The sequence below is a fragment of the Streptomyces sp. NPDC090021 genome, assembly GCF_044748225.1.
Classification (GTDB): domain Bacteria; phylum Actinomycetota; class Actinomycetes; order Streptomycetales; family Streptomycetaceae; genus Streptomyces.
The window spans coordinates 91,290-114,133 of record NZ_JBIVFO010000006.1; the positions used below are offsets into that span (position 1 = coordinate 91,290).

Sequence of the window (22,844 nt, forward strand, 5' to 3'; positions counted from 1 at the left end):
CTGAGGTCACGGCCATGGCCAGACACCAATACCGTTGCCCCCTGCGCTGGGCGGACATGGATGCCTTCGGGCACGTCAACAACGTCGTCTTCCTCCGCTACCTGGAGGAGGCGCGGATCGACTTCATGTTCCGCCTCGCGCCGGGGGAGGGCAGTGAGTCCTTCACCGGCGGGTCCGTCGTGGCCCGCCACGAGATCGACTACAAGCTGCCCCTCGTGCACCGGCACGAGCCGGTCCTCATCGAGTCCTGGGTGACCCGGATAGGCGCCGCTTCCCTGACCATCCGCTACGAGGTCAAGGACGAGGCGACGGAGGACCGGCCCGAGACCGTCTACGTGCGTGCGGAGACCGTGGTCGTGCCCTACAACCTCGCCGCGGGGCGGCCCCGCCGCATCACGGCCGAGGAGAGGCACTTCCTGGAGGAGTACCTCGACGAGCCGCGCGCCGAGGCCATCGCGGCATGAGTGAGCAGCTGCGCTTCGCCGACTCCGGGGAGGCGGCGGACCTCGCCGCCTTCCTGGGCCGGCTGGTGCACTACGACCGGGCCGCCGCCGTCCGCCTCCAGGCGGGCGGCGGCGCGCTCGGCGTGTTCGGGCGGCCGCCCTCGTTCGAGGTCCTGGCCATCCGCACCGTGCGGCTCGCCGCACCCGTGACGACACCGCTGGACGTCACCGTGTCCGCCGGTGAGCTGCTGGAGGCCGTGGACGAGGCCTCGGCCGGGGCCACCGTGCCCGGGCCGGTCACCGGGCCGCCCTGGACCGGGGTGCTCCCGCCCCGCGGCGGCTGGCGGCAACTGCCGGGCCTGCCCGGCACGGAAGCGATCGCGCAGGCCCTGGCGGCCTCCGTCGCCGAGTTCCGGGCCCGTGACGGGGCCCTGCCCGCGCAGCACCGGACCCGGTCCGAACGCGACCGGATCGGCCGCGAGATCTGGTCCCGCACCCTGGGCGACACCGAGCTGCCGCTGCGCGTCGCGCACGCCGCGCAGTCCCTGGGCTTCCTGCGGCCGGTACGGGCCACGGTGCCCGCCCCCGCCACCGAGCCCAGCGCAGCCCCCGCCCCGGTGGCGCTGCTCGCCTCCGGGAGCTGGCTGAGGCTGCGCACCCCGTACGGCTCCGTCGCCACCCGCCGCCCCGGCGCCACCGGCGGCCTCGGCGCCTTCCGGGTCAGCCCCGTCTGACCCGCGCGCCCCGAGGCCGACCGCCCCGAGGCCGACCGGCCCGAGGCCGACCGGCCCGAGGCCGACCGGCCCGGGGTGCGCCCTGGTACCGCAACGGTCTAGCCCGCCGTGTTGATCATCGATGCGGCGGCGTAGGTGAGGTACTTCCACAGCTGCGCCTCGTGCTCCGGAGCCAGGCCCAGCTCGTCCAGCGCCACCCGCATGTGCTTCAGCCAGGCGTCGTGGGCCGCCGCGTCCACCTGGAACGGCGCGTGCCGCATCCGCAGCCGCGGGTGGCCGCGGTGCCGGCTGTACGTGGTCGGCCCGCCCCAGTACTGCATCAGGAACAGCGCGAAACGCTCCTCGGCCGGACCGAGGTCCTCCTCCGGGTACATCGGGCGCAGCAGGGGGTCCTCCGCGACCCCTTGGTAGAAGCGCCGCACCAGGCGACGGAAGGTGTCCTCGCCGCCCACCTGCTCGTAGAAGGTCTGCTCCTGCTCCTGAAGGCCGCCCTGCGGAATCTCATTCACCCGACCATCGTCTCAGACGCCCGGCACCGTCCGGGGGCGCCTTCGCGCTCGCACGCGCGGCCCGGCCGCAGGACAGTGGAGGCATGGCCGCACACACCGCACACAGCGCACGCACCGGGACGCGGGACCTGCGGGAGACCGCGCACGCCGCCCAGGTGCGGGAGCTGACCGCGGCCGGCGTGCTGGAGGACCCGCGCTGGCGGGCCGCCTTCGCGGCCGTGCCCCGGCACGCCTTCGTGCCCTACTTCTGGGCCGACCGCGGCGCCGGCCACGAACGGCTCTGGGCCGAGGACCCCGACCCCGCGCAGCGGGCCCGCTGGCTGCGCGGGGTCTACGTCGACGCCCCGCTCGCCACCCGGCTGCGCGACGGCCGCCTGGTGTCCTCCAGCAGCCAGCCCTCCCTGATGGCGAAGATGCTGGCCGCCCTGGAGGTGCGCGACGGCGACGACGTCCTGGAGATCGGCGCGGGCACCGGCTACAACGCGGCCCTGCTCTGCCACCGCCTCGGCGACGAGCACGTCACCACCGTGGACCTGGACGAGGAGATCACCGAGTCCGCCCGGACCCACCTGGCCCGCCTCGGCTACCACCCGACGGTGGTCACCGGCGACGGCGCCCGCGGCTGCCCCGCCCGTGCCCCCTTCGACCGGATCCTGGTGACCTGCATGCTGCCGCTGGTCCCGCCCGCCTGGCTCGGCCAGTGCCGGCCCGGGGCCCGCATTCTGGCCCCGCTGTCGACCGGGCTGATCTCCCTCACGGTCCGGGACGCCGAGTTCGCCGAGGGCCGTTTCCTGCACACCGCGGCCTACTTCGTCCCGCTGCGCGGGGCCACGGGCGTACCGCCGCCCGACCGGACGGCGATGGTGCGCGGGCTCCCGTACGAGCTGGTGGAGAACGAGCGCTTCCAGTTCATGCTGGTGCTGACCGCCGGGGCACTGCACCCCCGCGAGGCCCTGGACCTGTGGCGCAGCGAGGGCCGCCCGGGCCGCGAACGCTTCGGCGTCTCGGTCGGCCCGGAAGGCCAGTGGTCATGGCTGGACGACCCCCAGGGTCCCTACGTGTGGCCCCTGGGGGGAGCCTGATCAGCCGCGGCGGATGGTGATCGTGGTCCAGGCGCCCACGTGGACGCGGTCGCCGTCGGCGAGCGGGACCGGGACGTAGGGCTGGATCGGGTCCTCGCCGCCGTTGATGGTGGTGCCGTTGGTGGAGTTCTGGTCCACCACCGCCCAGCTCATGTCGGGCTGCTGCACCAGCACCGCGTGCTGGTGGGAGACGCCCGGGTCCTCCGGGGGCACCGACAGGTCGATGTCCGGGGACTCGCCCGTGGAGGCGCGGCGTCGGCCGATGGTGATCTGGCCGCCGGACAGCGGGAGGTGCTGTTCCGGGGAGTACGCGGGCAGGTTGAGCCCGGTCGCCTCGGGGCCGCTGCGCTGCATCATCGCCATGAAGTACGAGCGGTCGGGGCCGATCGTCGCGCTCCAGGACCCGCCCTGGGGCGGCAGGTGCTGGTACGACGGGGCCTGGGACTGCTGCCGGCCGTAGTCCTGCTGGTACTCCTGCTGGTGCTGCGGCGGGGCCTGCTGCTGGTACCGGGGCTGCTGCTGGGCCTGCTGGGCCTGCTGGGCCTGCTGGTACGCCGGCGGCGGCTCGTGCGCGGGCGGCGGCAGCAGCCAGTCGTCCTCGCGCTGGAGCGGCTCCGCCGGGCGGTTGACCCGGGACGGCCGCGAGCCCTGGTACTCGAAGTGGTCGCCGTACGTCCCCGGCGCCGACACGGGCGGCGGGGGCGGGCTGCCGGGACGGGGCCCGGCAGCGGGACCGGCGCCGGGCCCCGGCGGCACGGGGTCCGCGACCGGAGGCGGCGTGTACGGGGTCGCCGCACGGGTCAGGAAGTTGTACCGGCACTCCTCGCAGAACGGGGCCATGGCCTCGCGCGGGGTCCGGCACTGCGGGCAGAGCTCTGCCTGGGCGGTCGGTTCACCGGCGGTCGGGGGGAAGCCGTAGCCGTAGGAAGGCACGGCGGGGGGACCCTCGGGGGTACCCATGCGGTGGCCGCAGACCTCGCACCAGTCGTCGGAGGCGGACTGGTGCCCGTTCGGGCAGGTCGGCATGGCGGCTCTTCCCCCTTCTTCTCCCAGCGTCATCGCGGGAGGCTCTCAGAACTTCTTCACTCGGACGGTCTGGGTCGAACGTGTTTCGAGAGTCATCTCGTCGGCGTCGGCAACCTTCGCTTTCAGCCGCACAGTACCCGCCACCGCGTCCACCACATCCACCACCTTCGACAGAAGCCGTGCTGTGTCGGCGTTCCCTGAGACGCTCGCCAGTTGTACGGCCCGTCCGAGTTTGGCCGTAGCACCATCGACATCGCCCATTTTGCGGGCTTCGAGGCCCTGCTGGATAGCCTGCGCCAGCTCCGCCTGCCCGGTGTAGTGGGCGACCTGCGGGTTGATGGCGGTGGACGCGGCCACGTCGTGCGTCCACACCGCGCGCACCAGACCCTGGGCCAGGACGGCCTCGGGCTCGCCCCCCGTCGCCGGCCGCACCAGCATGGCGCGGGAGGCGAGCATCTCCTGGCCGACGGCGGCGCCGGGGACGCGCACGCACACGTGGTACTCGCGGGACTCGTCGCCCCACGACCCGGTCGGATAGTCGCCCGCGCGCGGGCCCGCGTCGGTCCGGCGGCCGGTCAGGTCCTGCACGGTGGGCGCGACCTGCTTGACGTACTGGATCTCCACGCCGACCGGGGTCCACAGGCGCAGCGAGACGTCCGCGACCTCCTTGCCCATGACCTTCTCCATCATGCGCGTGAAGTCCTCGGTGAGGTGGGCCGGGTCGGCCACGATGTCGGCGGAGCCGAGCAGGGCGCTCGCGATGCCGGTGACCTCCTTCACCTCCCAGTCGGTGCCCACGCCGCGGGCGTCGCAGGTGAAACGGCCCGCGCAGGCGTCCAGGGTGGCACGCAGGACGGCCGGTTCCTCGTGCTCGTTGCGTCCGTCGGTGAGCAGGATGCCGTGCCGGATGGCCGCGGTGGAGCCGCGCAGCAGGCCGTCGGCCAGCCGCAGCCAGGTGCCGATGGCGGTGCCGCCGCCTGCGCCGAGGCCGCGCAGGGCCTCCTTGGCCTCGGCCCGGGTGGCGGGGCCGGCGACGGCGAGGCGACCCAGGCCCGGATAGACCTCCCTGGCCACGTGCGTGCCGGCGATCACCGCGAAGGCCGTGCCGTCGCGCAGGGTGTCGACGGCCGCGGCCGTGGCCTCGCGGGCGCCCCGCATCTTCTCCGCCGGGTACTCCATGGAGCCCGAGCAGTCGACCATGATCACGACGGCGGCCGTGCCGTCCGCGGGCGTCCCGCGGGTGACGCTGCCCCCACCGGTGGCGGTGACGGTGACGATGGCGTGGACGTCCCGCCCGCCTTCGGGAAGGAACTCGTTCTGGTACACGTCCACGCTGAAGCGCGGTGCGCTCGGCTTGGCGAAATTCGCCATCGGCTGGACTCCTAGAGGGCTCGGCAGGCGGGTCAGACCTGCGGGCGCGCTTCCACTTCCGGTTCCGCTGGTGCTGCCGTGCCGGTCTCCGGGGCCGAACCCGGTTCCCGTTCGCGTTCGGGCTGCGTGGCGAACGGCACGACGGCCACGGTGATGTTGTCGTGGCCGCCGCCGTCGAGGGCGTGTCCCACGAGCACCTGTGCGCCGTGCAGCGGGCGGACCGCGGCGTCGACGGGCAGGACCTGCGCCATCTCCCGCGCGGACTCCGCGTAGTTCCACAGTCCGTCGGTGCAGACCACGACCACGCCCGGGTGGTCCGGCTTGAAGATCGCGGTGTGCGGTTCGAGCTCGTACGCGTCGGCACCCAGCCAGCCGGTGATGGCGTGCGCGCGGGCGTCCGCGTAGGCCTCGGCCTCACCCATCAGGCCGGCGGCGACCATCTGGGCGGCCCACGAGTCGTCCTCGGTGAGCCGGCGGGGCAGCGCGGCGCGGTCGTCGGGTACCCAGTAGGCGCGGCTGTCGCCCACCCAGCCGATGGTCAGCAGGCCGCCGCTGACGACGGCGCCGACCAGGGTGCAGGCGGGGGCGTTCTGCGCGCCGGGAACCTCGGGGGCCAGCGCGTCGACCGCCGCGGCGGCGGCCAGGATCGCCTCGTGCATGGCCTCCTGGGGGTGCGCGCCGCGGGGCAGGGCCTCCAGCAGGGCCTCGTTCGCGGCGGCGGCCGCGGCCGCCGAAGCGTCGTCGGGGCGGCTCGCGGAGGACACCCCGTCGCAGACGACGGCCACGGTGGCGGCGGAGCCGTCGGGCAGGGCGGTGGCCGACACGGCGAACGAGTCCTCGTTGCGGTGGTGGCGCAGCCCGCGGTCGCTGACGGCGGCGACGCTGCCCAGCTCCTCCTCGACGTGGTCCCGCTCCCGGGGCTGGGCGTGCCCGCAGTGCTCGCAGTACCCGTCGGTGTCGACGTGCCCGGCCCGGCAGGCCACGCAGGTCTTCCCGCCGGGCGTCGGGCCGGGTGCCGCAGCGGGTGCCGCGCCCGCCGGGGGCGCGCTGTCGTACGGGTTCTCGTACGGGGCCTCGCCCGTGCTCCAGGGGGTCGCCCCGGCGGGTGTGCCGGGGTCCCCGCCGGGCCGGTCGTGGCGGGTCTCGGGGCCGTCCGCCGGGCCCTGCGGGGCCGGGGCCGGGGAACCGGCGGCACCCCACGGGATCCCCTCCGGGGGCGTGCCGGTGTCGTACGGGTTCTCGTGGCCCGGGGCCGGGTACGGGGTGCCGGCCGGGCCCGGCCGGGGCTCCGGTTCCTGTTCCGGCCGGTGCGGTGCCGGGGCGGCCGCCCAGTCGGCCGGGTCCCCGACCAGGGTCGGCGCGGCCGCGGCCACGCTGCCCCAGCCCGGGGCGGGTTCACCGGCGCCGGAGGCGGCGTGCGAGGCGGCCGGGGCCGGGATCGCGTACCCGCCCCCGGGAGGTGCGGGCGGCGTGGGTGGTGCCGGTGGGATGGGAACGGTCGGGTGGTCCGTGGACACGGCCGCGGAAGAAGGGGTCAGGGCGTAGCCGCAGAGACCGCAGAAACGGTCACCCTCTTCGAGGGGTTCCGCGCAGCTGGGGCAGCCCGACAGCCGATGCATCGACATCAATCACACCCACGTCCGGGGACGGAAACGGTTGGCCCGTTCCACCAGTTCGATCCTCTCCTCGCCACGCCGTGCCAGCCGTGCGAGGACGCGGTACGAGCGCTCCAGTCCGAAGCGCAGGCCCCGCTCGTCCAGTTGACTGCCGAGCAGCGAGGTCCGGCCGGGGTCGGCACCCCGACCACCCGACAGTACCCAGTCCAGGGCCGAGCCCAGAACCTCCGTCGCCAGCAACTCCTGCCGCGCCGGGTCCAGCCCGAACCTCCGCAGGGCCTCCACCTGGTCGGCTGCGGCCGAAAGGTCGGCCAGCAGAGGCTCTTGCGGTGACCGGTCGCGCAGACGTGCGCGTACGGCAGCCACCCGCGCGGCGGTGTAGTGGATGGACGCCTCCGGTACGGATTCCAGCGTGCGCACGGCTCCGTCCCGGTCACCGGCGGCCAGTTGGACCCGCGCCAGCCCGAAGGCCGCACTGACGAACCCGGGGTCGGTGATCCAGACCAGGCGGTAGTACTCGGCGGCGTTGTCCAGTTGGCCCAGCACCTCCGCGCACAGCCCGAGGGCCAGCTTCGGCGCGGGCTCGCCCGGGAACGCGTCGTAGATCGCGTCGAAGGACACGGCCGCCGTCTCGTCGTCGCCGGTGGCCAGTGAGGCGATGCCACGGGCCCACACCACGCGCCAGTCGTCCGGGTGACGGGCCTCCAGCTCGGCCAGGGCGTCCCCGGCCGCGGCCGGTTCGCCGAGCTCCAGCCGGGCCCGCAGCTCGCGCAGTCGCAACTCGGCCGAGTCGGCGGGGGCCGAGGCCAGCGCGCCCAGCAGGTCCGCGGGCGCGGAGGCCAGCAGACCGGCCAGGAAACCGGCGTTGGGATCACCGGCGTCCACCAGCGGTACCGGCAGCGCCAGTGCGCTGTCGCGGGCGTCGAGCGTGGTGGCGCCGCGGGTGCCTCCGGCGGGGGGCGTGGTCAGGGGCTCGGACACGGGGCCCGCCGCGGTCGCGGGAGCCTGCCGGGCCCGCGGCACGGCCGCCCCCGCCACACGCGTGGCAGTGGTCAGCCCGGCTCCGCCGGGCCCCGCCGCGCCGGAGGCCGCCCCGGGCAGGGCGGGCCCGCCGGGCGGGGTGCCCGCGCCGCCGAGCCGGGTCGGGTTCGCCGTGCCCGGCGGGGTGCCCGCGCCCAAGGCGTGCGCGGCTGTGCCGGGTACGGGCGTGCCGGGTACGGGCGTGCCGCCCGGCCGCCGGCCCCTGCCGGGTCCGCCGGGCGCCGGAGCCGTCGGCCGGGCGCGGCCCCACAGGCTCCGCAGGCCGGAGCCCCGCCGGGAGGCGGTCTCGCGGTGGCCCAGGCGGGAGACGACCGTGTCCGACGTGTCCGTGCCGGTGAACAGCCGGGTGTCCGGGACCCGCAGCTCCGGGCCGAAGAGGGTGGAGAGCTGCGGTCGCGGCTGACCCGTCTGCAGCGCGACCACCTCCCGCAGCACGCCCGTCAGCTGGTCGGCCATCTCCTGCGCCGACGCGAAGCGCCGCCCCGGGTCCGGGTCGGTCGCCCGTACGAGCAGCCGGTAGAAGGACTCGTACCGCCGGAACACCTCGATGTGCTCCGGATCCGGCAGCGAATCCACGAACACGTTGGTGTAGCCCTGGAAGTCGAAGGTCAGGACGGCCAGCGTCCGCGCCACCGTGTACAGGTCGGACGCGACCGACGGCCCCAGCTCCGCGACCTCCGGGGCCTGGTATCCCACCGTGCCGTAGATGGCCGACTCGTCGTCGTCCATCCGCCGCACCGCGCCCATGTCGATCAGCTTCAGCTGGTCCTGCTGCTGGATCGCGTTGTCGACCTTGAAGTCGCAGTACAGCAGGTTCCGGCTGTGCAGGTGGCCCAGCGCCTCCAGCGCCTCGATGCCGTACGCGCACGCCTGCTCCACCGGCAGCGGGTCGCGCCGCCCGTCCGGCCGGCGCCGTTCGTTCGCGATCTCCTTCAGCGACTTGCCGCCGACGTACTCCATGACGATGTACCCGTCCAGCGAGCCGGTCCGCTGGTCCAGGTGTTCCACGAAGTTGTAGATCCGCACGATGTTGGAGTGCTCGATCTCCGCGAGGAAGCGCCGCTCCGAGATCGCGGCCTCCATCGCGTCCTGGTCGCCGGTGTCCAGCAGGCCCTTGAGGACCACCCACCGGTCCGCGACGGCCCGGTCCACCGCCAGGTACACCCAGCCGAGACCGCCGTGCGCGAGGCAGCCCGCCACCTCGTACTGCCCGCGCACCACCTCACCGGCGCGCAGCTTGGGCACGAAGGAGTACGGGTGCCCGCACTTGGTGCAGAACCCTTCCGTCCGGCCCGGCCGGTCGCCACGGGCCCGGCCCACCGGGGCGCCGCAGTCCGAACGCGAGCAGAAGCGTTTACGCTCCGGCACCTCGGGATTCTCCAGCACCGCCGCCGAAGGGTCCGGACGCGGCACCTCCGGCACGTTGACCAGTCCGGCACCGAGCCGGCTGCGTCCCGAGGACGCGGCCGAGCCCGAACTGCGCACCGACACCGACCGGGTGGAGGCCTGCCCCGTCAGGGCCCGCGAGAGCCGGCCCGACACCGAGCGGCGGGACGAGGAGGACCGGGAGGACCGGGCCGAGGCCGAGGAACGCGCCGAACCGTGGGATCCCTGGGAGCCCTGTGACCCGTGGGAGCCGTAGGACCCGTGGGACCCGCCCGACCCCAGGGAGCCGCGGGCCGCACTCGTCATCCCCGTCGGCGGCGACACCAGCTCCTCCGCACCCGCCGCGATCGAGCCGACCGGGGCCAGGCCGCAGGTGTCGCAGTACAGCCCGCCGCCACCCATGTCCTCGTACGCGCCCGGGCAGCCGGGGCGAACGCACGCTGCTCCGATCCTGCTCATGCGTCCTCCGTCCCCGGCCCGTCCGGCCGGACCGTCTGCCCGGGCAGGTGCCGCGGCGCCAGCGCCTCCGCGGTCGCCTGCTGGTAGCGCAGGACAGCCTGCTCCGCGGCCCGCAGGTCGCAGGGCGCGCTCCACAGCATCCGCCGGGCCACGTCGTACCTCTCGATCAGCAGGGGGTCCTCCGCGAGGCCGTGCCGGGCCACCTTCGCCTTGTAGGCGTCGAGACGGCCGCGCAGCTCGGCCCGCACGGCCAGCGGCGCCGTCACCGCGGTCAACGATTCACGGGCCCTGCGCAGTTCCTCCTCGGCCCGCTCCTCCAGGGATTCCAGCAGCGGTGAGAGCCGGTGCCAGCGCGCGTGGCGCCGGTGCTCGGCCGCCGCCGCGAGCTGCTCCTGCAGCACCGTCGGGGGACCGCTGACCACGGGCACCTCGGACGCGGCGATCTTCGCCAGCACCTCGCCGCGCGCCGTCCGTGCCTCCGCCAGGGTCCGGTCGGCCCGCGAGAGCACGTCGCGCAGGCTGATCAGCCGCTGCTCGGCGTCCTGGCGCACGTCCAGCACCGCCTCGACCTCCCGGCGCACGTCCTCCAGCGCGAGCGCCGCCCGGTCGTAGCGCGCGGTGTCGGGTCGGCCGCCGCCGGGCGCGGAACTCCCCGCCGCGGGACGCCAGAAGGCCAGCGGATCCGCGATCACCTGGGCACGCAGCTCCGTGAGCTCGGTGGTGATGTACTCCAGGTCGTCGCCCGAGGGGTGCTCGCCCGGCCGCACGCCCACCGAGTGGGCCAGCGAACGGGTGCGGTGCAGTTCGGCGGCGAGCAGGTCGATCCGGGCGGGCAGCGCCGACCACACGGCGTCCGCCGCGACCACCACGTCCAGCGAACGCGCGTAGAGGTCGTTCATGCGGGACACGAGCTCGGCGAGGGAGAGCCGCTCCGCCAGCGCGGCGCCCTCCGTGGCGGACCCGGCGATCAGGACCCCGGGCCCGCGCAGCCGCTCGGTCAGCTCGATCAGGTCCTCGCGGTTCGGCCAGCGGCGCCGCTCACGGATCTCCCGGGCGGCGGTCAGCGCCCCGCTGTAGGCGTCGAAGTACGTCCACAGCCGGGCGATGTCGGCGTCGGCGCCCGCCCAGCGCTCCCGGGTGAGCCCGGTCAGCTCGGCGCCCTCCAGCAGCCGACGCCCGGCGTGGTCCTGGAGTGCGAGCAGTGAGGTCTCGACGGCCTCGTGCTCCGCGCCCAGCCGGGTCAGGGCACGGTCGACGCCGTCCCGGTCCATCACTGCAGACCCCGTCTCCACCGACTGTGCCTCCGCTTCCGCCGCCTCCGTGTCCGCTTCCGTGGTCCCCTGCGCGTCCGACCTCGTGCCCGGACCCGTGCCCGAAATCGCCACCGGCCTCAGCCGTCCCGGTACTTGGGCGCGGGCGGGGCGGTCACGCCGGGCAGCACGGGCTGGAGGTGCTTGAGGTAGGCCCGCATCCACGGGCTGTCATTGCCGCCCGCGCGGTAGTTCTCCAGCACCTTGTTGACCCGGCGGACCAGGTCGGAGGCGTCCTTGTTCATCGCGACACCGTAGAACTCGCGGGTGAAGGGCGAGCCCACCAGCCGCACCGACGGGTCCTGGGCGGCCTGGCCGGCGGCGAGAGCGTTGTCGGTGATGATGCCGTCGACCTCGTGCAGCTGGAGCCGGACCAGGCAGTCCAGCTGGTTCGCCACGGTGACCGGCACCGATCCGTACGACTGGGCCTTGAGCGCGCTCTGCGCCGTGGAACCGGCCGCGACGCAGATCCGCCTGCCCTTCAGCGAGGCGTCGTAGCCGGTGATCGGCGAGCCCTTGGGGGCCAGCACCTGCTGTCCGGCCTCGAAGTAGGCCGTCGAGAAGGCGACGTCCGCCAGCCGCTCGCAGTTGATGGTCATGGTCCGTACGACGATGTCGACGCGCCCCTCCTGCAGGGCGGGGACACGCTGGCTCGTCGGGATGGCCCGGTAGATGACCGCGTTCTCGTCGCCCAGGATGTCCTTGGCTATGGCCTTGACCAGGTCGATGTCGAAGCCGTCGAGGCGGCCGCCCTCCGCGGTCTGGTTGCGGTACCCCCAGCGGAAGCTGTTCTGGTCCACTCCGGCGACGAGCTTGCCCGCCGCCTTGATCCGGGTGATGGCCGCCCCGTCCACGTCGGACGGGCGCAGGCTGGCCTCGGGGTCCTGGCAGGTGTCCGCGAGGCTCCAAGGCGCCGCCGGCGCCGCCGGGGCGGGCCCGCGGGCGGGGACGCCGGGCGTGGTGTCCGGAGTCGCGTGGGCCAGCGGCAGCAGCACCACCGCGGCCGTCACGGCGCAGGCGACGGCCATCGCGCTCACGCCGCCCCAGCCGCGCAGTCGGCGCGCGGCCCGCCGGATCCCGGACACCGGGCCCGGGGCACGGGTGCGGACCGCGTGCTCCTCGTACTCCTCATGGCCTTCGGCGGCCCGCCTCGCCCGTATCCGCATCGCTCTCACCTGTACTCCGAAAGCCTGCGCCCGATACCGAGCAGGGCCGCTGTCGCGCCGATGACCGCCAGGACCGCCGAGCCCGTCACCAGGCCACCCAGCGCGCCGAGCCCGTTCCGGGCCGCCCGGGTGAACTCCCGCTGCTCGTGGGCGACGGCCTGTTCCAGGGAGGCGTCCACCGTGTCGAAGGCGGCGCCGCTGCTCTGCTTGTGCTGCTCGTCCCCGACGACCTGGGGCAGCGCGGCTTCGTAGTCGCCCTTCACGTCCGCCTCCCGGGCCGCCTGGTGCCGCTTCTTCCACTGCTCCACGCCGTCGGCCGCACGGCTCACGGGCTCCCGGCCGGCGTCGTCGCCGGCCAGCAGCAGTGCGGTCGCGAGCCCCGCGTCCAGCTGGTTCATGTTGTTCGTGAAGTCCACGTCGTACTTGTCGGACTTCTTGTCCTCGGCCAGTACGGCGCCCCGCGCGATCAGTGTCAGGTTCTCACTCGCCCGGGCCTGGAGGGAGGCGATCCGCGCGTCGTTGAGCACCTTCATCGACTCCTGCCCGTCCGCGCGGGCTTCACTCAGTGAGGAACGCGCCACGGTGTGGCCGACGGACAGCCAGAGCAGCACCACCACGGAGGCCGCGGTCGCGGCCACCAGCCCGTGGTTGAAGACCCGGTTCGTGTGACGGTAATTGCGCCGCTGCGCCCACACCAGGGCGGCCAGGGTGAGCAGGCCCAGGGCCAGCGAACCCAGCGGCCAGGACCGGGCGGCGTCGTCGTCGGTGTGCAGCCGCCGGGTCTCCGCCTCGTACAGCCGCTGGGCGGCGGGCAGCAGTTGGGTGGCCATCTGTTCGTTGGCGTAACGGAGGTAGGCGCCGCCCAGCGGCAGGCCCTGCCGGTTGGTGGCCCGCGCCTGCTCGATCAGGCCGGTGTAGCGCGGCAGCTGTTCACTCAACAGGGTGATCTGCTCACGGGCCTCCTCGCTGCCGCCGGTGTTCGCGGCGGCGCTCACCAGCAGGCGCGAGGCGTTGGCGATGTCCTTCTCGTAGCGTCGGCGGACCTCGCGCGGTTCCTGAGCGCCGAGGAGGAACCCGCTGGAGGATGTGGTGTCGGCGTCGGCGAGGGAACGGTAGATGCTGGCCGCGTCCGCGCTCAGCGGCTGGCTGCGGTCCACGACGTCGGCGGCGGCGGTGGCCCGGTCGGAGATCTCCCACACGCTCACCGCGCCGAACAGCATGATGAGGGCGGCCAGTACCGCCCCGATGATCCGCAGCCGGCCCGGTTCGGTGGTGGCGTCCTCACGCAGCCGCTGCACCCCCTCGGACCAGGCGGTGCGCCGGCCGGGTGGGCCCTCCGGCGGCGACGCCGACGCGCCGGCGGGCGCCATGGGGACACCACCCCCGGGCGCGGGCGCGCGTGATGTGATCGCCACCGTGACCTCCCCCTCGGTCCTGTCGTCCCCCCAGCGGGCGCAGGGGAGTCCCCCTGCGCAGCAGCAGTATGGCCGTAGTGCCGGTGGACCACAGCACCCGGTGCTGGATCCGGGGCGATCCGCCCCCGCGGGTGCCTTTCGTCACCCCTTCACCGTCAATACGTCCTTACGGCCGTAACGGTTCCAGACCGGGCGCTTTCCGGGGCCGGTTCACCCGAAATGGGCGCGGAGTTTTCCGTGGACCGGCGCCGGGGCCCCGACCGCGTCCAGGCCGAGCAGTGCGGCGCCCAGCACCGGGGGCGCCGTGACCACCGTGATCCGGGCGTGCGGGGCCCGTTCGGCGAGGCCGGCCGCGATCCGCTCGTCGAGCCGGGGGTGCCGGGCCGCCAGCACCCCGCCGCCCAGCACCACCGGCACCTCCTCGTCCAGCAGACCCAGGCGGCCCAGCGCCACCGCGGCCATGGCCACGACCTCGTCCGCCTGACGGTGCACCAGCGAGAGGGCCACCGGATCCCCGGCGGCGGCCACCTCGAACAGCACCGGGGTCAGTTCGTGCCGCCGGCCGGCCGGCACCTCCCCCAGGTGCAGGGCCTCGATCAGTGAGGCCATCGAGGCGTGGCCGAGGCGCGCGGGCAGCGCCCGGGCCAGCTCCGTGGCCGCACCCCGCCCGTCCTCGGCCCGGGCGGCGAACCACAGGGCCTCCTCGGCCAGTCCGCCCCCGCCGCCCCAGTCGCCGGAGATCCGCCCGACCGCGGGGAAGCGCGCGGTCCGCCCGTCCGGGGTCATCCCGACGCAGTTGATGCCGGCCCCGCACACCACCGCCACTCCGCGCGGTGCGGCGCCCGCGGGCAGTCCGGCGCGCAGCAGCGCGAAGGTGTCGTTGTGCACCGCGGTGGCGCGCCCCCAGCCGCGCCGCCCGATCTCGTCCGCCAGCAGCCTCTCCTCCACGGGGAAGTCGGCGTTGGCGAGGCAGGCCGACACGTGCTGCGCGACGGGCCCGGCCCCGCCGTCGGCGCGCACCCCCGCCGAGGCCAGCGCCTCGGCCAGTACGTCCACGGCCGCGGCCACCCCCGTACGGGGCGGCTGGAAGCCCCCGGCCCGCCCGGTGGCCAGCACGGACCCGTCCGGGCCGAGGAGCGCGACGTCCGTCTTGCTGTTGCCCGCGTCGATCGCGAGGACCGGAGGGAGGGGCACGCGGGTCACGCCCATGGCAGGTGCTCCTTGTTGTGCGCGAGGAGCCGGTCGGTCAGCCCTTCGGCCAGGTCGTACTGGCCGACCAGCGGGTGTGCCAGCAGCGCCCGGAACACCCGCTCGCGGCCACCGCGCAGCGCCGCGTCCAGCGCGAGGTCCTCGTACGCCGTCACGTGCGAGATCAGCCCCGCGAACAGCGGGTCCGGGCGCGGCACCGGGAGCGGCACCGGGCCGGAGCCGTCGGCGGCGCGGACGCGGGCCTGGACCTCGACGACGGCGTCGTCGGGCAGGAAGGGCAGCGTGCCGTTGTTGTACGTGTTGACCACCTGGACCTCCGGGCCGCCGCCGCCGAGCAGCGCCGCCGCCAGGTCCACGGCGGCCTCCGAGTAGAAGGCGCCGCCCCGCTTCGCCAGCAGTGCGGGCTTCTCGTCGAGGGCCGGATCCGCGTACAGGGCGAGCAGTTCGCGTTCCATCGCGGCGACCTCGGCGGCCCGCGAGGGCTTGGTGCCCAGCTCCCGTACGACCTCGTCGTGGCAGTAGAAGTAGCGCAGGTAGTACGAGGGGACGACGCCGAGCCGGTCCAGGACCCCCTGCGGCAGCCGCAGGTCCGCGGCGAGGGCCTCCCCGTGCTCGGCGAGCAGCCCGGGCAGCAGGTCCTCGCCGTCCGGGCCGCCCCGGCGCACCCCCAGCTCCCAGGTGAGGTGGTTGAGGCCCACGTGGTCCAGGTGGACGTCGGCGGGGGCCAGGTCCAGCAGGGCCGCGAACTTCCGCTGGAGGCCGATGGCGACGTTGCACAGTCCGACGGCCCGGTGCCCGGCGCGCAGGAGGGCCCGGGTGACGATTCCGACCGGGTTGGTGAAGTCGATGATCCAGGCGTCGGGGCTGGCCCGCCGGACCCGCTCGGCGATGTCGAGGACCACCGGGACGGTGCGCAGGGCCTTGGCCAGCCCGCCCGCGCCGGTGGTCTCCTGCCCGACGCAGCCGCACTCCAGGGGCCAGGTCTCGTCCTGGAGCCGGGCGGCCTGTCCGCCGATGCGGAGCTGGAGGAGGACCGCGTCGGCCCCGGCGACGCCCGCGTCGAGATCGGTGGTCGTGGTGACCAGGCCCGCGTGGTCCTGCCGGGCGAAGATCCGGCGGGCCAGGGCCCCGATCAGCTCCAGCCGCTCGGTGGCCGGGTCGATCAGCACCAGTTCCTCGACCGGCAGGGTGTCGCGCAGTCGCGCGAAGCCGTCGATGAGTTCGGGGGTGTAGGTGGAACCGCCGCCCACCACTGCGAGTTTCAACGTCGTCAGCCTTTCACGCCGGTCAGGGTGATTCCCTCACGGTCGACAGGGTGCCCACCGCGGCGTACAGGAGCGTGGTGCGCCACCGGGTGGGGAAGCCCGGGGTGTGCCACACCCGGGCGTAGTGGCCCCACTGCCAGGTGTCGGGCCGTAGGTCGCGGGTCCGCCTTCGGGTCGTCGGTGGTGGACTCGGCGGCCGGGCCCGTACAGGCCGTGGCGCGTGCGGATGTCGCCGCGAGGAGGGCGGCCGCGGTGGTCGGGCGTCCGGTTCCGGGCATGGCGGGGATCGCTTTCTGCGGGAGGGGACTTCCGGTGGGGGCCTGTGGGTGCCGACGGAGCGTGGTGCGCGGAGCGTGCGGGGTGGGTGGGGGTGACGCGGGGTCAGCGGGAGGTGTCGAAGACCTCGTCCCGGGTGGTGGCGAGCGCGCTCTCCAGCGCACCGTGCAGGACGGGCCGCTCCAGCACCTCGCCCGGGACCAGCCGGGGGCGCGAGGGGGCCAGTTCGGCGAGCTCGGTCTCCAGCAGCTCGCGCAGCGGTTCGCCGCCCGCGTCGATCGCGGCCCCGGCCAGGACCACGATCTCCGGGTCCAGTACGGATACCAGCGAGGCGAGACCGGTGGCGAGGGCGGTGGCGTACGCCTGGAGGAACCGCAGGTGCGCGCCCTCGGGCGCGGCGGCGGCCCGCGCGAGCAGGGCGACGGCGGCGGCGGCCTCCGGGCCGTGCGGCCGGGCGTCCGGGCCGTCCGGTGCACCGGAGGCGGGCTCGACACCCAGGTCCGCGGCGAGCCGGGGCAGTCCCTCCACGCCGGCCAGCTCCTGGTAGCCGCCGGAGTTCGCCCGGGTGACCTGCCGGACCAGGGGGCGGCCGGGCACGGGCAGGAAGCCCACCTCGCCCGCGCCGCCGGTCCAGCCGCGGTGCAGCCTGCCGCCGAACACCAGGGCGGCGCCGAGCCCCTCCTCGTTCCACAGCAGGACGAAGTCCTCGTGCCCGCGGGCGGCGCCGAGGCGCTGCTCGGCGACGGCGGCGAGGTTGACGTCGTTCTCGTACTCGACGGGCATCGGCAGGGCCGCCGCCAGGTCGTCGAGGAGGGTGGGGGAGTGCCAGCCGGGGAGGTGGCTGGCGTAGCGCAGCCGGCCGGTCTGCGGGTCGAAGGCACCGGGTGTGCCGATGACCACCCGGTGCAGGTCGCGGAGGTGCAGTCCGGCGGCCTCGACGGCCCCGCCGAGGGCCTCGGTCACCAGGTCGAGGGCCTGCGCGCCGTCGGTGTACGGGACCTCGTACGAGGCGGTCACGGTGCCGGTGAGGTCCGCGACGGCGGCCAGGACGCGCCCCGGGGTGACGTCGAGGCCGCCCACGTACGCGGCCCGCGGGTTGATCGCGTACAGCTGGGCACTGGGGCCGGGGCGGCCGCCGTCGGTGCCGGTGACCACGACGAGTCCGGCGGTCTCCAGACGGGCCAGCAGCTGGGAGGCGGTGGGCTTGGAGAGCCCGGTCAGCTGCCCGATGCGGGTCCGGGACAGCGGGCCGTGCGCCAGCAGCAGGTCGAGTGCGGCCCGGTCGTTCATGGCACGCAACAGGCTGGGCGTTCCGGGCGTGGCGGCGGGCATGCGGCGGCTCTCCCTCACCGAGGTGATCTGTTAGGTAAGTTTCCTATCGCTGTGGGAGCCGTGTCAATGCCGCTGCCCCGCAGGGCGTGAGGACACGGCCTGCGGGGCAGCGGGAGGCGGGACGAAGGGGCCGCTACTTGGTGATCCGCGGGCCGCCCGGCGGCGGGATCGGGGCGGTGGCCAGGGACTGCGGGGACACGGGGTTCGCCAGCGCGGACGGTGCGGCGACGGAGGCCGTCGGGTCCGCCGGGGCCCCGTCCTCCTCGTCCGCGGCCGGCGCGCCGCCGATGATCCGGATGCCCGCGGCGTCGAAGGCCTCCTTGATCCGCCAGCGCAGCTCCCGCTCCACGGCGAACTGCTGACCCGGCATCGTCTTCGCGGAGACCTTCACCGTCATCGAGGCGAGCAGCACCTCGTCCAGGCCCAGCACCTCCACCGGGCCCCACAGGCGCTCGTCCCAGGGGGACTCCTTCGCCATCGAGTCGGCGACCTGCTGGACCACCTCGCGGATCCGCGGCAGGCTCTCCGAGGGCTTGACCTGCACGGCCACGCCCGCGGTCGCCCAGCCCTGGCTGAGGTTGCCGATCCGCTTGATCTCACCGTTGCGCACGTACCAGATCTCGCCGCTGTCGCCGCGCAGCTTGGTCACGCGCAGGCCGACCTCGATGACCTCGCCCGAGGCCACCCCGGCGTCGACCTTGTCGCCGACGCCGTACTGGTCCTCCATGATCATGAAGACGCCGGAGAGGAAGTCCGTCACCAGGTTGCGGGCACCGAAACCGATGGCCACACCGGCCACACCGGCACTGGCCAGCAGCGGGGCCAGGTCGATCTTCAGGGCGGCCAGGACCATCAGCGCGGCCGTGCCGAGGATCAGGAAGGACGTCACCGACCGCAGGACGGAACCGATCGCCTCCGACCGCTGGCGCCGCCGCTCGGCGTTGACCAGCAGTCCGCCGAGCGCGGTGCCCTCGACCGCCTCGGCGCTGGTGTTCATCCGGTTGATGAGCTTGGTCAGCGCCTTGCGGACCACCGAGCGGATCACGGCGGCGATCACCACGATCAGCAGGATCCGCAGACCGATGCTCAGCCAGGTGGCCCAGTTCTGCTCGATGAAGCTCGCGGCCTCGGTGACGCTCTCCTGCGCCTCCTTGACCGAAGCGGGCGCGTCCGGGACATCGGCTGCCAGCGGCAGCAGAGCGGCGGGCCAGGGCACGACAGGAACCTCCAGATGTGCGGTCTGCCCGTCCGGGGTGTCCCCCCGGACGAGGTCCGGGGGCGGTTGCGCGGGCAGGCCAACCACACTAACGGGGCAATCCCTTCACTTCGGCGCACTGTTCGAGGGAGAGACCAGACTCACCCGGGGATGACTGACTGTGGTCGAAAACACCTCGGACCCGTTACGGGCGAGTGGTGGCGCTTCGACCAGCCGTAAGGAGAGACTGGAGAGCAGATCGTCCCGGCGCGAGCCACGCGCCGCCGGCGTACAAGGAGGCAGTCCGTGCCGCACGTCCTGGTCCTCAACGCGTCGTACGAGCCCCTCGGCGTCGTACCGCTCCGCCGCGCGCTCGTCCTCGTCCTGGAGAACAAAGCGGTCTCCCTGGAGGAATCCGGCGCCTATCTGCACAGCGCGACAAGGGTCGTCCCCGCGCCCAGCGTGGTACGGCTCAAGCGCTTCGTGCGGGTCCCCTACCGGGGGCCCGTTCCACTCACCCGGCGCGCCCTGTTCGCGCGGGACGGCGGGCGCTGCATGTACTGCGGCGCCGTCGCCACCAGCGTCGACCACGTCATTCCGCGCAGCCGGGGCGGACAGCACGTCTGGGACAACGTCGTCGCGGCGTGCCGGCGCTGCAACCACGTCAAGGCCGACCGGCACCTGCTGGAACTGGGCTGGCGCCTGCGCCACCAGCCGGCCCCTCCCTCGGGTCTGGCCTGGCGCATCATCGGCACCGGGCACCGGGACCCCCGCTGGATGCCCTATCTCCAGCCGTACGGGGCCGAGGACGCGCTGGAGCGGATCGGGATCGGGGTGGCCGCCTCCTGACGGTCCCCCGCCGGGCTCCGCCGGACGCCCCGGGCCGCAGGTCGCCGGACCCGCGGCCCGGCATCCCGGAGCCCGCTCCGCCGCGCCCCGAAGGCCGGCCGGGCCGGATCGTCCGGCCCGATCGACGAGACACCCCCTACGGCTTGACCGCGTAGGCCTCCACCGACCAGAGCGAGCAGCCGTAGCGCGTGGCGCGGCGCTCGCAGGTCACCCGCACGAAGCGGGTGTCCGGCGCGTCCAGCCGCAGCGACTCGCGCCCGCCGCGGGAGCCCGTGACGGCCGCGGCCGGCCGCCACGTCACACCGTCCGCGGAGGTCTCCACCCGGTAGGCCGACGGGTAGGCGTCCTGCCAGTGCAGCTCCACCCGGCCGACCCGGGCCGGGGCGGGCAGCTCCGCCTGCCACCACGCGCCGTCCACCGGAGGCGACGACCAGCGGGTGCTGGGGGAGCCGTCCACGGCCGCCGAGGCCGGGAAGGAAGCGGTCTCGTCCGCCGAGGAGCTCGCCCGCGCGGTGCGCAGCAGGTCCGGTCCGCCGGTACGGGGCACCGCACGGACCGTCAGGACGCGGGTCTCCCCGCCGAAGGCCACCGGGATCCGGTAGCTGCCCGCCGGTGTGTCCGGCGCGACCACGACCTCCAGGGAGATCGACGCCTGACCGCCGCGCGGTACCACCGCCGTCTGCGGGAGGCGGACCTCCATACCCGCCGGCGGCTGCGCCGACAGCGGTCCGCGGACCTCGCCGGGACCCAGGGCGGACAGCACGGCCGTGACCCGCTGCGGGGCGCCGCCGATCTCGGCGTCGGTCCGGCCCCCGTCCGCCAGCTCGAAGCGGGCGGCGGGGCCGTCCCCGAACCACGGCACCACCTGGTGCACCACGGGCGCGGCCCCGGCCCAGGCCAGACGCACCGCGTCGGCCCGTACCCCGGCGGTGTCGACCTGGGTCCAGCCCGACGGCGCCGCGTCGCCGACCTTGCGCCAGCCCGCACCCGGTACGTGGACCTCCACCACGGCGCCCCGCGAGTCCGCCGGGAACGGGTCCGTCATCACCGTCACCGCCGACACCGGGCGCGCGGAGTCCAGCCGCACCGTCCAGGCCTGCGCGTCCTTCGTCACCGTGCCGGTCGTGCGGGCGACGCCGGTCCAGGCGTCCGCCTCCGCCACCGCCTTCTTCAGGAAGGGGTCCAGGACGGCCTTGTCCACCTGGGCGGGTCCCGGCTCGGCCAGCGTCTGACGCGCCTCGGCGAGGGCCCGTGAGGCCTGCCAGGCGGCGGCTCCGTCCCCGCGGGCCTGGGCCTGCAGGACGTCGACGGCCAGTTCGCCGGCCTTTCCGTAGCGCGAGAGCCGCTCCAGCCACGGGCCCGCCTCGTCCGACAGGGCGGTCAGCCGCTCGGGGGCCTCACGCAGCACCGTGAACGCCTTGCGCAGCTCGGTCCCGGCAGCCGGATCACCCGCGGCCCGGGCCTTCCAGAACTGCTCGACGAGCGGCTTCAGGTACGCCGACTCCTCCTGCTTGAGGCCGGACGACGCCGTGTTCCCCGCCAGCGCCGCGATCGCCGCGCGCTCCTTGGGGTCGGAGCCCGCGAGGTCGCGCACCGCCGCCTGCCAGGACTCGCCGGCCCGGTAGTCGCGGGGGTTCCAGGCGAAGTCCGCCGCCGTGAACAGCGGGATGCGCGACAGGATGGGCTGTTGCATCGCGTTGGCCAGCAGCGCCGCCGAGCCGCCCGCCACCGCCGGTTCGCGGCCCGCGTAGGGGCCGAGGAAGATCCGGCCCGGGTCCCAGTCGTTCACCGGGTAGTTGTCCATGGTGATCAGGGGCTGCTGCCCCATGGCGGAGCGCGCCCCGGCCAGTTCCCGGCCGGTGATCGTGCGCGGCACCACGCCGACGCCCGTCCATGCGACCTCCACCCGGGCGTCCAGTGCGCGGGCCAGGGCCGTCCGGTAGGTGGTCGCGCCCTCCTGGTAGTACTCGGTGGGCAGCAGCGACAGTGCGGGCGCCCCCGGATACCGGGCGGCCAGGTGCGCGGCCAGCTCGTTCGCGACCTCCGCGTGCGCCTTCGCGGCCGCCGCCGGGCCCCTGCCGTAGTGCTGCCGGTCCGCCCGGCAGCCCCATTCGGTGTAGCTGACGTCCTGGAACTGCACCTGGAAGGCGCGGAATCCCAGGTCCCACATGGCGTCGGCCTTGCGTGCGAGCGCCGCCCGGTCGGCCGCCGACGACAGGCACATGGACTGTCCCGGGGTGACCGCCCAGGCCAGTACGACCCGGTTGGCGCGGGCCCGTTCGGCCAGCGCGCGGAACTCCTCCTGCCGCTCCCGCGGGTAGTCCTCGCGCCAGCCGGTCGTGCGGTACGTGTCGTCGCCGGACGCGATCAGCAGCCTGTTCTGCTTGGTGCGGCCCATGAAGTCCAGCTGGGCCAGGCGCTGCTCCTGGGTCCACGGCTGTCCGTAGAACCCCTCGGTGATCCCGCGCACCGGCGCGGCCGGCCAGTCCCGCACCACGACGCCGGGCACCTTCCCGCGGCCCGCGGCGAGCAGCTGACGCAGCGTCTGCGCGGCGTGGAAGAGCCCTTCCTGACCGACGCCGGCCAGCGCGACCGTGTCCCGGCCGCCGGGCCGGCCCACGGCCAGCCGGTAGCCGCCGCCCGGCAGGTCCGTGGCAGCGGTCGCGCCCATCGCCAGCAGCGCCTCCTGCGCGCCCGCGTCCTGGAGCCGTACGAGGGTGCCCCGCTGGGGCAGCGGCTCTCCGGGGGCCGGCTCGTGCAGGGTCTTGACGCCCGCCTTGCGCAGGGCCTCGCGCACGACCCGGAGGGCGTACGGATCGGCGTCCGCCGGGGCCACCAGCACGGCTTCCCTGCCCAGCGGGACCTCGCGCGCCGGATCGGCGGCCATCGACTGCGGACGGGGCCATACGGCCGGGCCCTCGGAGGCGCTCCGGGGGGTGTCGCCGCCCGGGTCGAGCACGGGGCCGACGGTGCCGTTGGCGCCGACGCCCGCGGCGCCCGCGGCACCGCCGGCGCCCGGCGTGGTGGTCGGCCCGTCCGGGAGGGAGGGACTGGCGAGGAAGCCGAGTGGCGCGGAGGCCACGGCGCCGCCGAGCAGCGACCCGATCACCGCGATGGCGGCCGCCGTCGACCGCTTCCTGCCTCTGAGCTGCACAGAGCC

At 74.9% G+C, this 22,844-nt stretch carries 17 protein-coding genes; 4 read left to right on the forward strand and 13 right to left on the reverse strand.

The features are described from left to right. Positions 1-14 precede the first annotated feature (14 nt). Together ACIPXC_RS06195 and ACIPXC_RS06200 are read left to right on the forward strand one after the other, a co-directional pair. Complete coding sequence (locus tag ACIPXC_RS06195) at positions 15-464, forward strand: thioesterase family protein (RefSeq protein WP_030958380.1); 450 nt, start codon at positions 15-17, stop codon at positions 462-464. After that, entirely contained in the window at positions 461-1,177 is a 717-nt protein-coding gene (locus tag ACIPXC_RS06200) for a hypothetical protein (RefSeq protein ID WP_401614015.1), read from the forward strand. Before ACIPXC_RS06195 ends, ACIPXC_RS06200 begins: the two co-directional genes overlap by 4 nt. A 98-nt stretch (positions 1,178-1,275) precedes the next feature. On the opposite strand, the gene ACIPXC_RS06205 is transcribed toward ACIPXC_RS06200, so the two are convergent. Next, on the reverse strand, positions 1,276-1,686 hold the full coding sequence (locus ACIPXC_RS06205) for a globin (RefSeq protein WP_386462282.1): 411 nt from the start codon (positions 1,684-1,686) through the stop codon (positions 1,276-1,278). Between the two features lie 83 nt (positions 1,687-1,769). On the opposite strand from ACIPXC_RS06205, the gene ACIPXC_RS06210 reads away from it, so the two are divergent. Next, positions 1,770-2,768, forward strand: a complete 999-nt coding sequence (locus ACIPXC_RS06210) for a methyltransferase domain-containing protein (RefSeq protein ID WP_401614017.1) — start codon at positions 1,770-1,772, stop codon at positions 2,766-2,768. On the opposite strand, the gene ACIPXC_RS06215 is transcribed toward ACIPXC_RS06210, so the two are convergent. The 11 genes from ACIPXC_RS06215 to ACIPXC_RS06265 form a co-directional block, all read right to left on the reverse strand. Further along, positions 2,769-3,794: an FHA domain-containing protein gene (locus tag ACIPXC_RS06215; RefSeq protein WP_401614020.1), complete on the reverse strand. Its 1,026-nt coding sequence runs from the start codon at positions 3,792-3,794 to the stop codon at positions 2,769-2,771. Positions 3,795-3,839: 45 nt separating this feature from the next. After that, positions 3,840-5,165 carry a hypothetical protein gene (locus ACIPXC_RS06220; RefSeq protein WP_401614022.1) on the reverse strand — a complete coding sequence of 442 codons (1,326 nt, stop codon included), beginning with the start codon at positions 5,163-5,165 and terminating at the stop codon, positions 3,840-3,842. Between the two features lie 32 nt (positions 5,166-5,197). Then, a complete protein-coding gene (locus ACIPXC_RS06225) occupies positions 5,198-6,790 on the reverse strand; it encodes a protein phosphatase 2C domain-containing protein (protein WP_401614024.1) in 1,593 nt (530 codons plus the stop codon). A gap of 3 nt (positions 6,791-6,793) precedes the next feature. After that, on the reverse strand, positions 6,794-9,667 hold the full coding sequence (locus ACIPXC_RS06230) for a tetratricopeptide repeat protein (protein WP_401614026.1): 2,874 nt from the start codon (positions 9,665-9,667) through the stop codon (positions 6,794-6,796). Continuing rightward, positions 9,664-10,938: a hypothetical protein gene (locus ACIPXC_RS06235; protein ID WP_401614165.1), complete on the reverse strand. Its 1,275-nt coding sequence runs from the start codon at positions 10,936-10,938 to the stop codon at positions 9,664-9,666. The genes ACIPXC_RS06230 and ACIPXC_RS06235 overlap by 4 nt, the downstream gene beginning before the upstream one ends. Before the next feature lie 119 nt (positions 10,939-11,057). Beyond that, a complete protein-coding gene (locus ACIPXC_RS06240; protein ID WP_401614167.1) occupies positions 11,058-12,005 on the reverse strand; it encodes a glutamate ABC transporter substrate-binding protein in 948 nt (315 codons plus the stop codon). A gap of 143 nt (positions 12,006-12,148) precedes the next feature. Next, positions 12,149-13,513 (reverse strand): hypothetical protein, encoded by a 1,365-nt coding sequence (locus ACIPXC_RS06245; RefSeq protein WP_401614169.1) that lies wholly within the window; start codon positions 13,511-13,513, stop codon positions 12,149-12,151. Between the two features lie 255 nt (positions 13,514-13,768). Further along, complete coding sequence (locus tag ACIPXC_RS06250; RefSeq protein ID WP_401614028.1) at positions 13,769-14,767, reverse strand: N-acetylglucosamine kinase; 999 nt, start codon at positions 14,765-14,767, stop codon at positions 13,769-13,771. After that, positions 14,758-16,032 carry a 6-phospho-beta-glucosidase gene (locus ACIPXC_RS06255; protein ID WP_401614030.1) on the reverse strand — a complete coding sequence of 425 codons (1,275 nt, stop codon included), beginning with the start codon at positions 16,030-16,032 and terminating at the stop codon, positions 14,758-14,760. Before ACIPXC_RS06255 ends, ACIPXC_RS06250 begins: the two co-directional genes overlap by 10 nt. A gap of 381 nt (positions 16,033-16,413) precedes the next feature. Then, positions 16,414-17,640, reverse strand: a complete 1,227-nt coding sequence (locus ACIPXC_RS06260; RefSeq protein ID WP_401614033.1) for an ROK family transcriptional regulator — start codon at positions 17,638-17,640, stop codon at positions 16,414-16,416. A gap of 133 nt (positions 17,641-17,773) precedes the next feature. After that, entirely contained in the window at positions 17,774-18,856 is a 1,083-nt protein-coding gene (locus ACIPXC_RS06265; protein WP_401614035.1) for a mechanosensitive ion channel family protein, read from the reverse strand. Between the two features lie 285 nt (positions 18,857-19,141). Between ACIPXC_RS06265 and ACIPXC_RS06270 the strand changes: the two genes are divergently transcribed. Continuing rightward, positions 19,142-19,684 (forward strand): HNH endonuclease, encoded by a 543-nt coding sequence (locus tag ACIPXC_RS06270; RefSeq protein WP_030840658.1) that lies wholly within the window; start codon positions 19,142-19,144, stop codon positions 19,682-19,684. 136 nt (positions 19,685-19,820) lie between these two features. Here the strand turns inward: ACIPXC_RS06270 and ACIPXC_RS06275 are convergent, their stop codons facing one another. Beyond that, positions 19,821-22,838 (reverse strand): beta-N-acetylglucosaminidase domain-containing protein, encoded by a 3,018-nt coding sequence (locus ACIPXC_RS06275; protein ID WP_401614037.1) that lies wholly within the window; start codon positions 22,836-22,838, stop codon positions 19,821-19,823. Positions 22,839-22,844 lie beyond the last annotated feature (6 nt).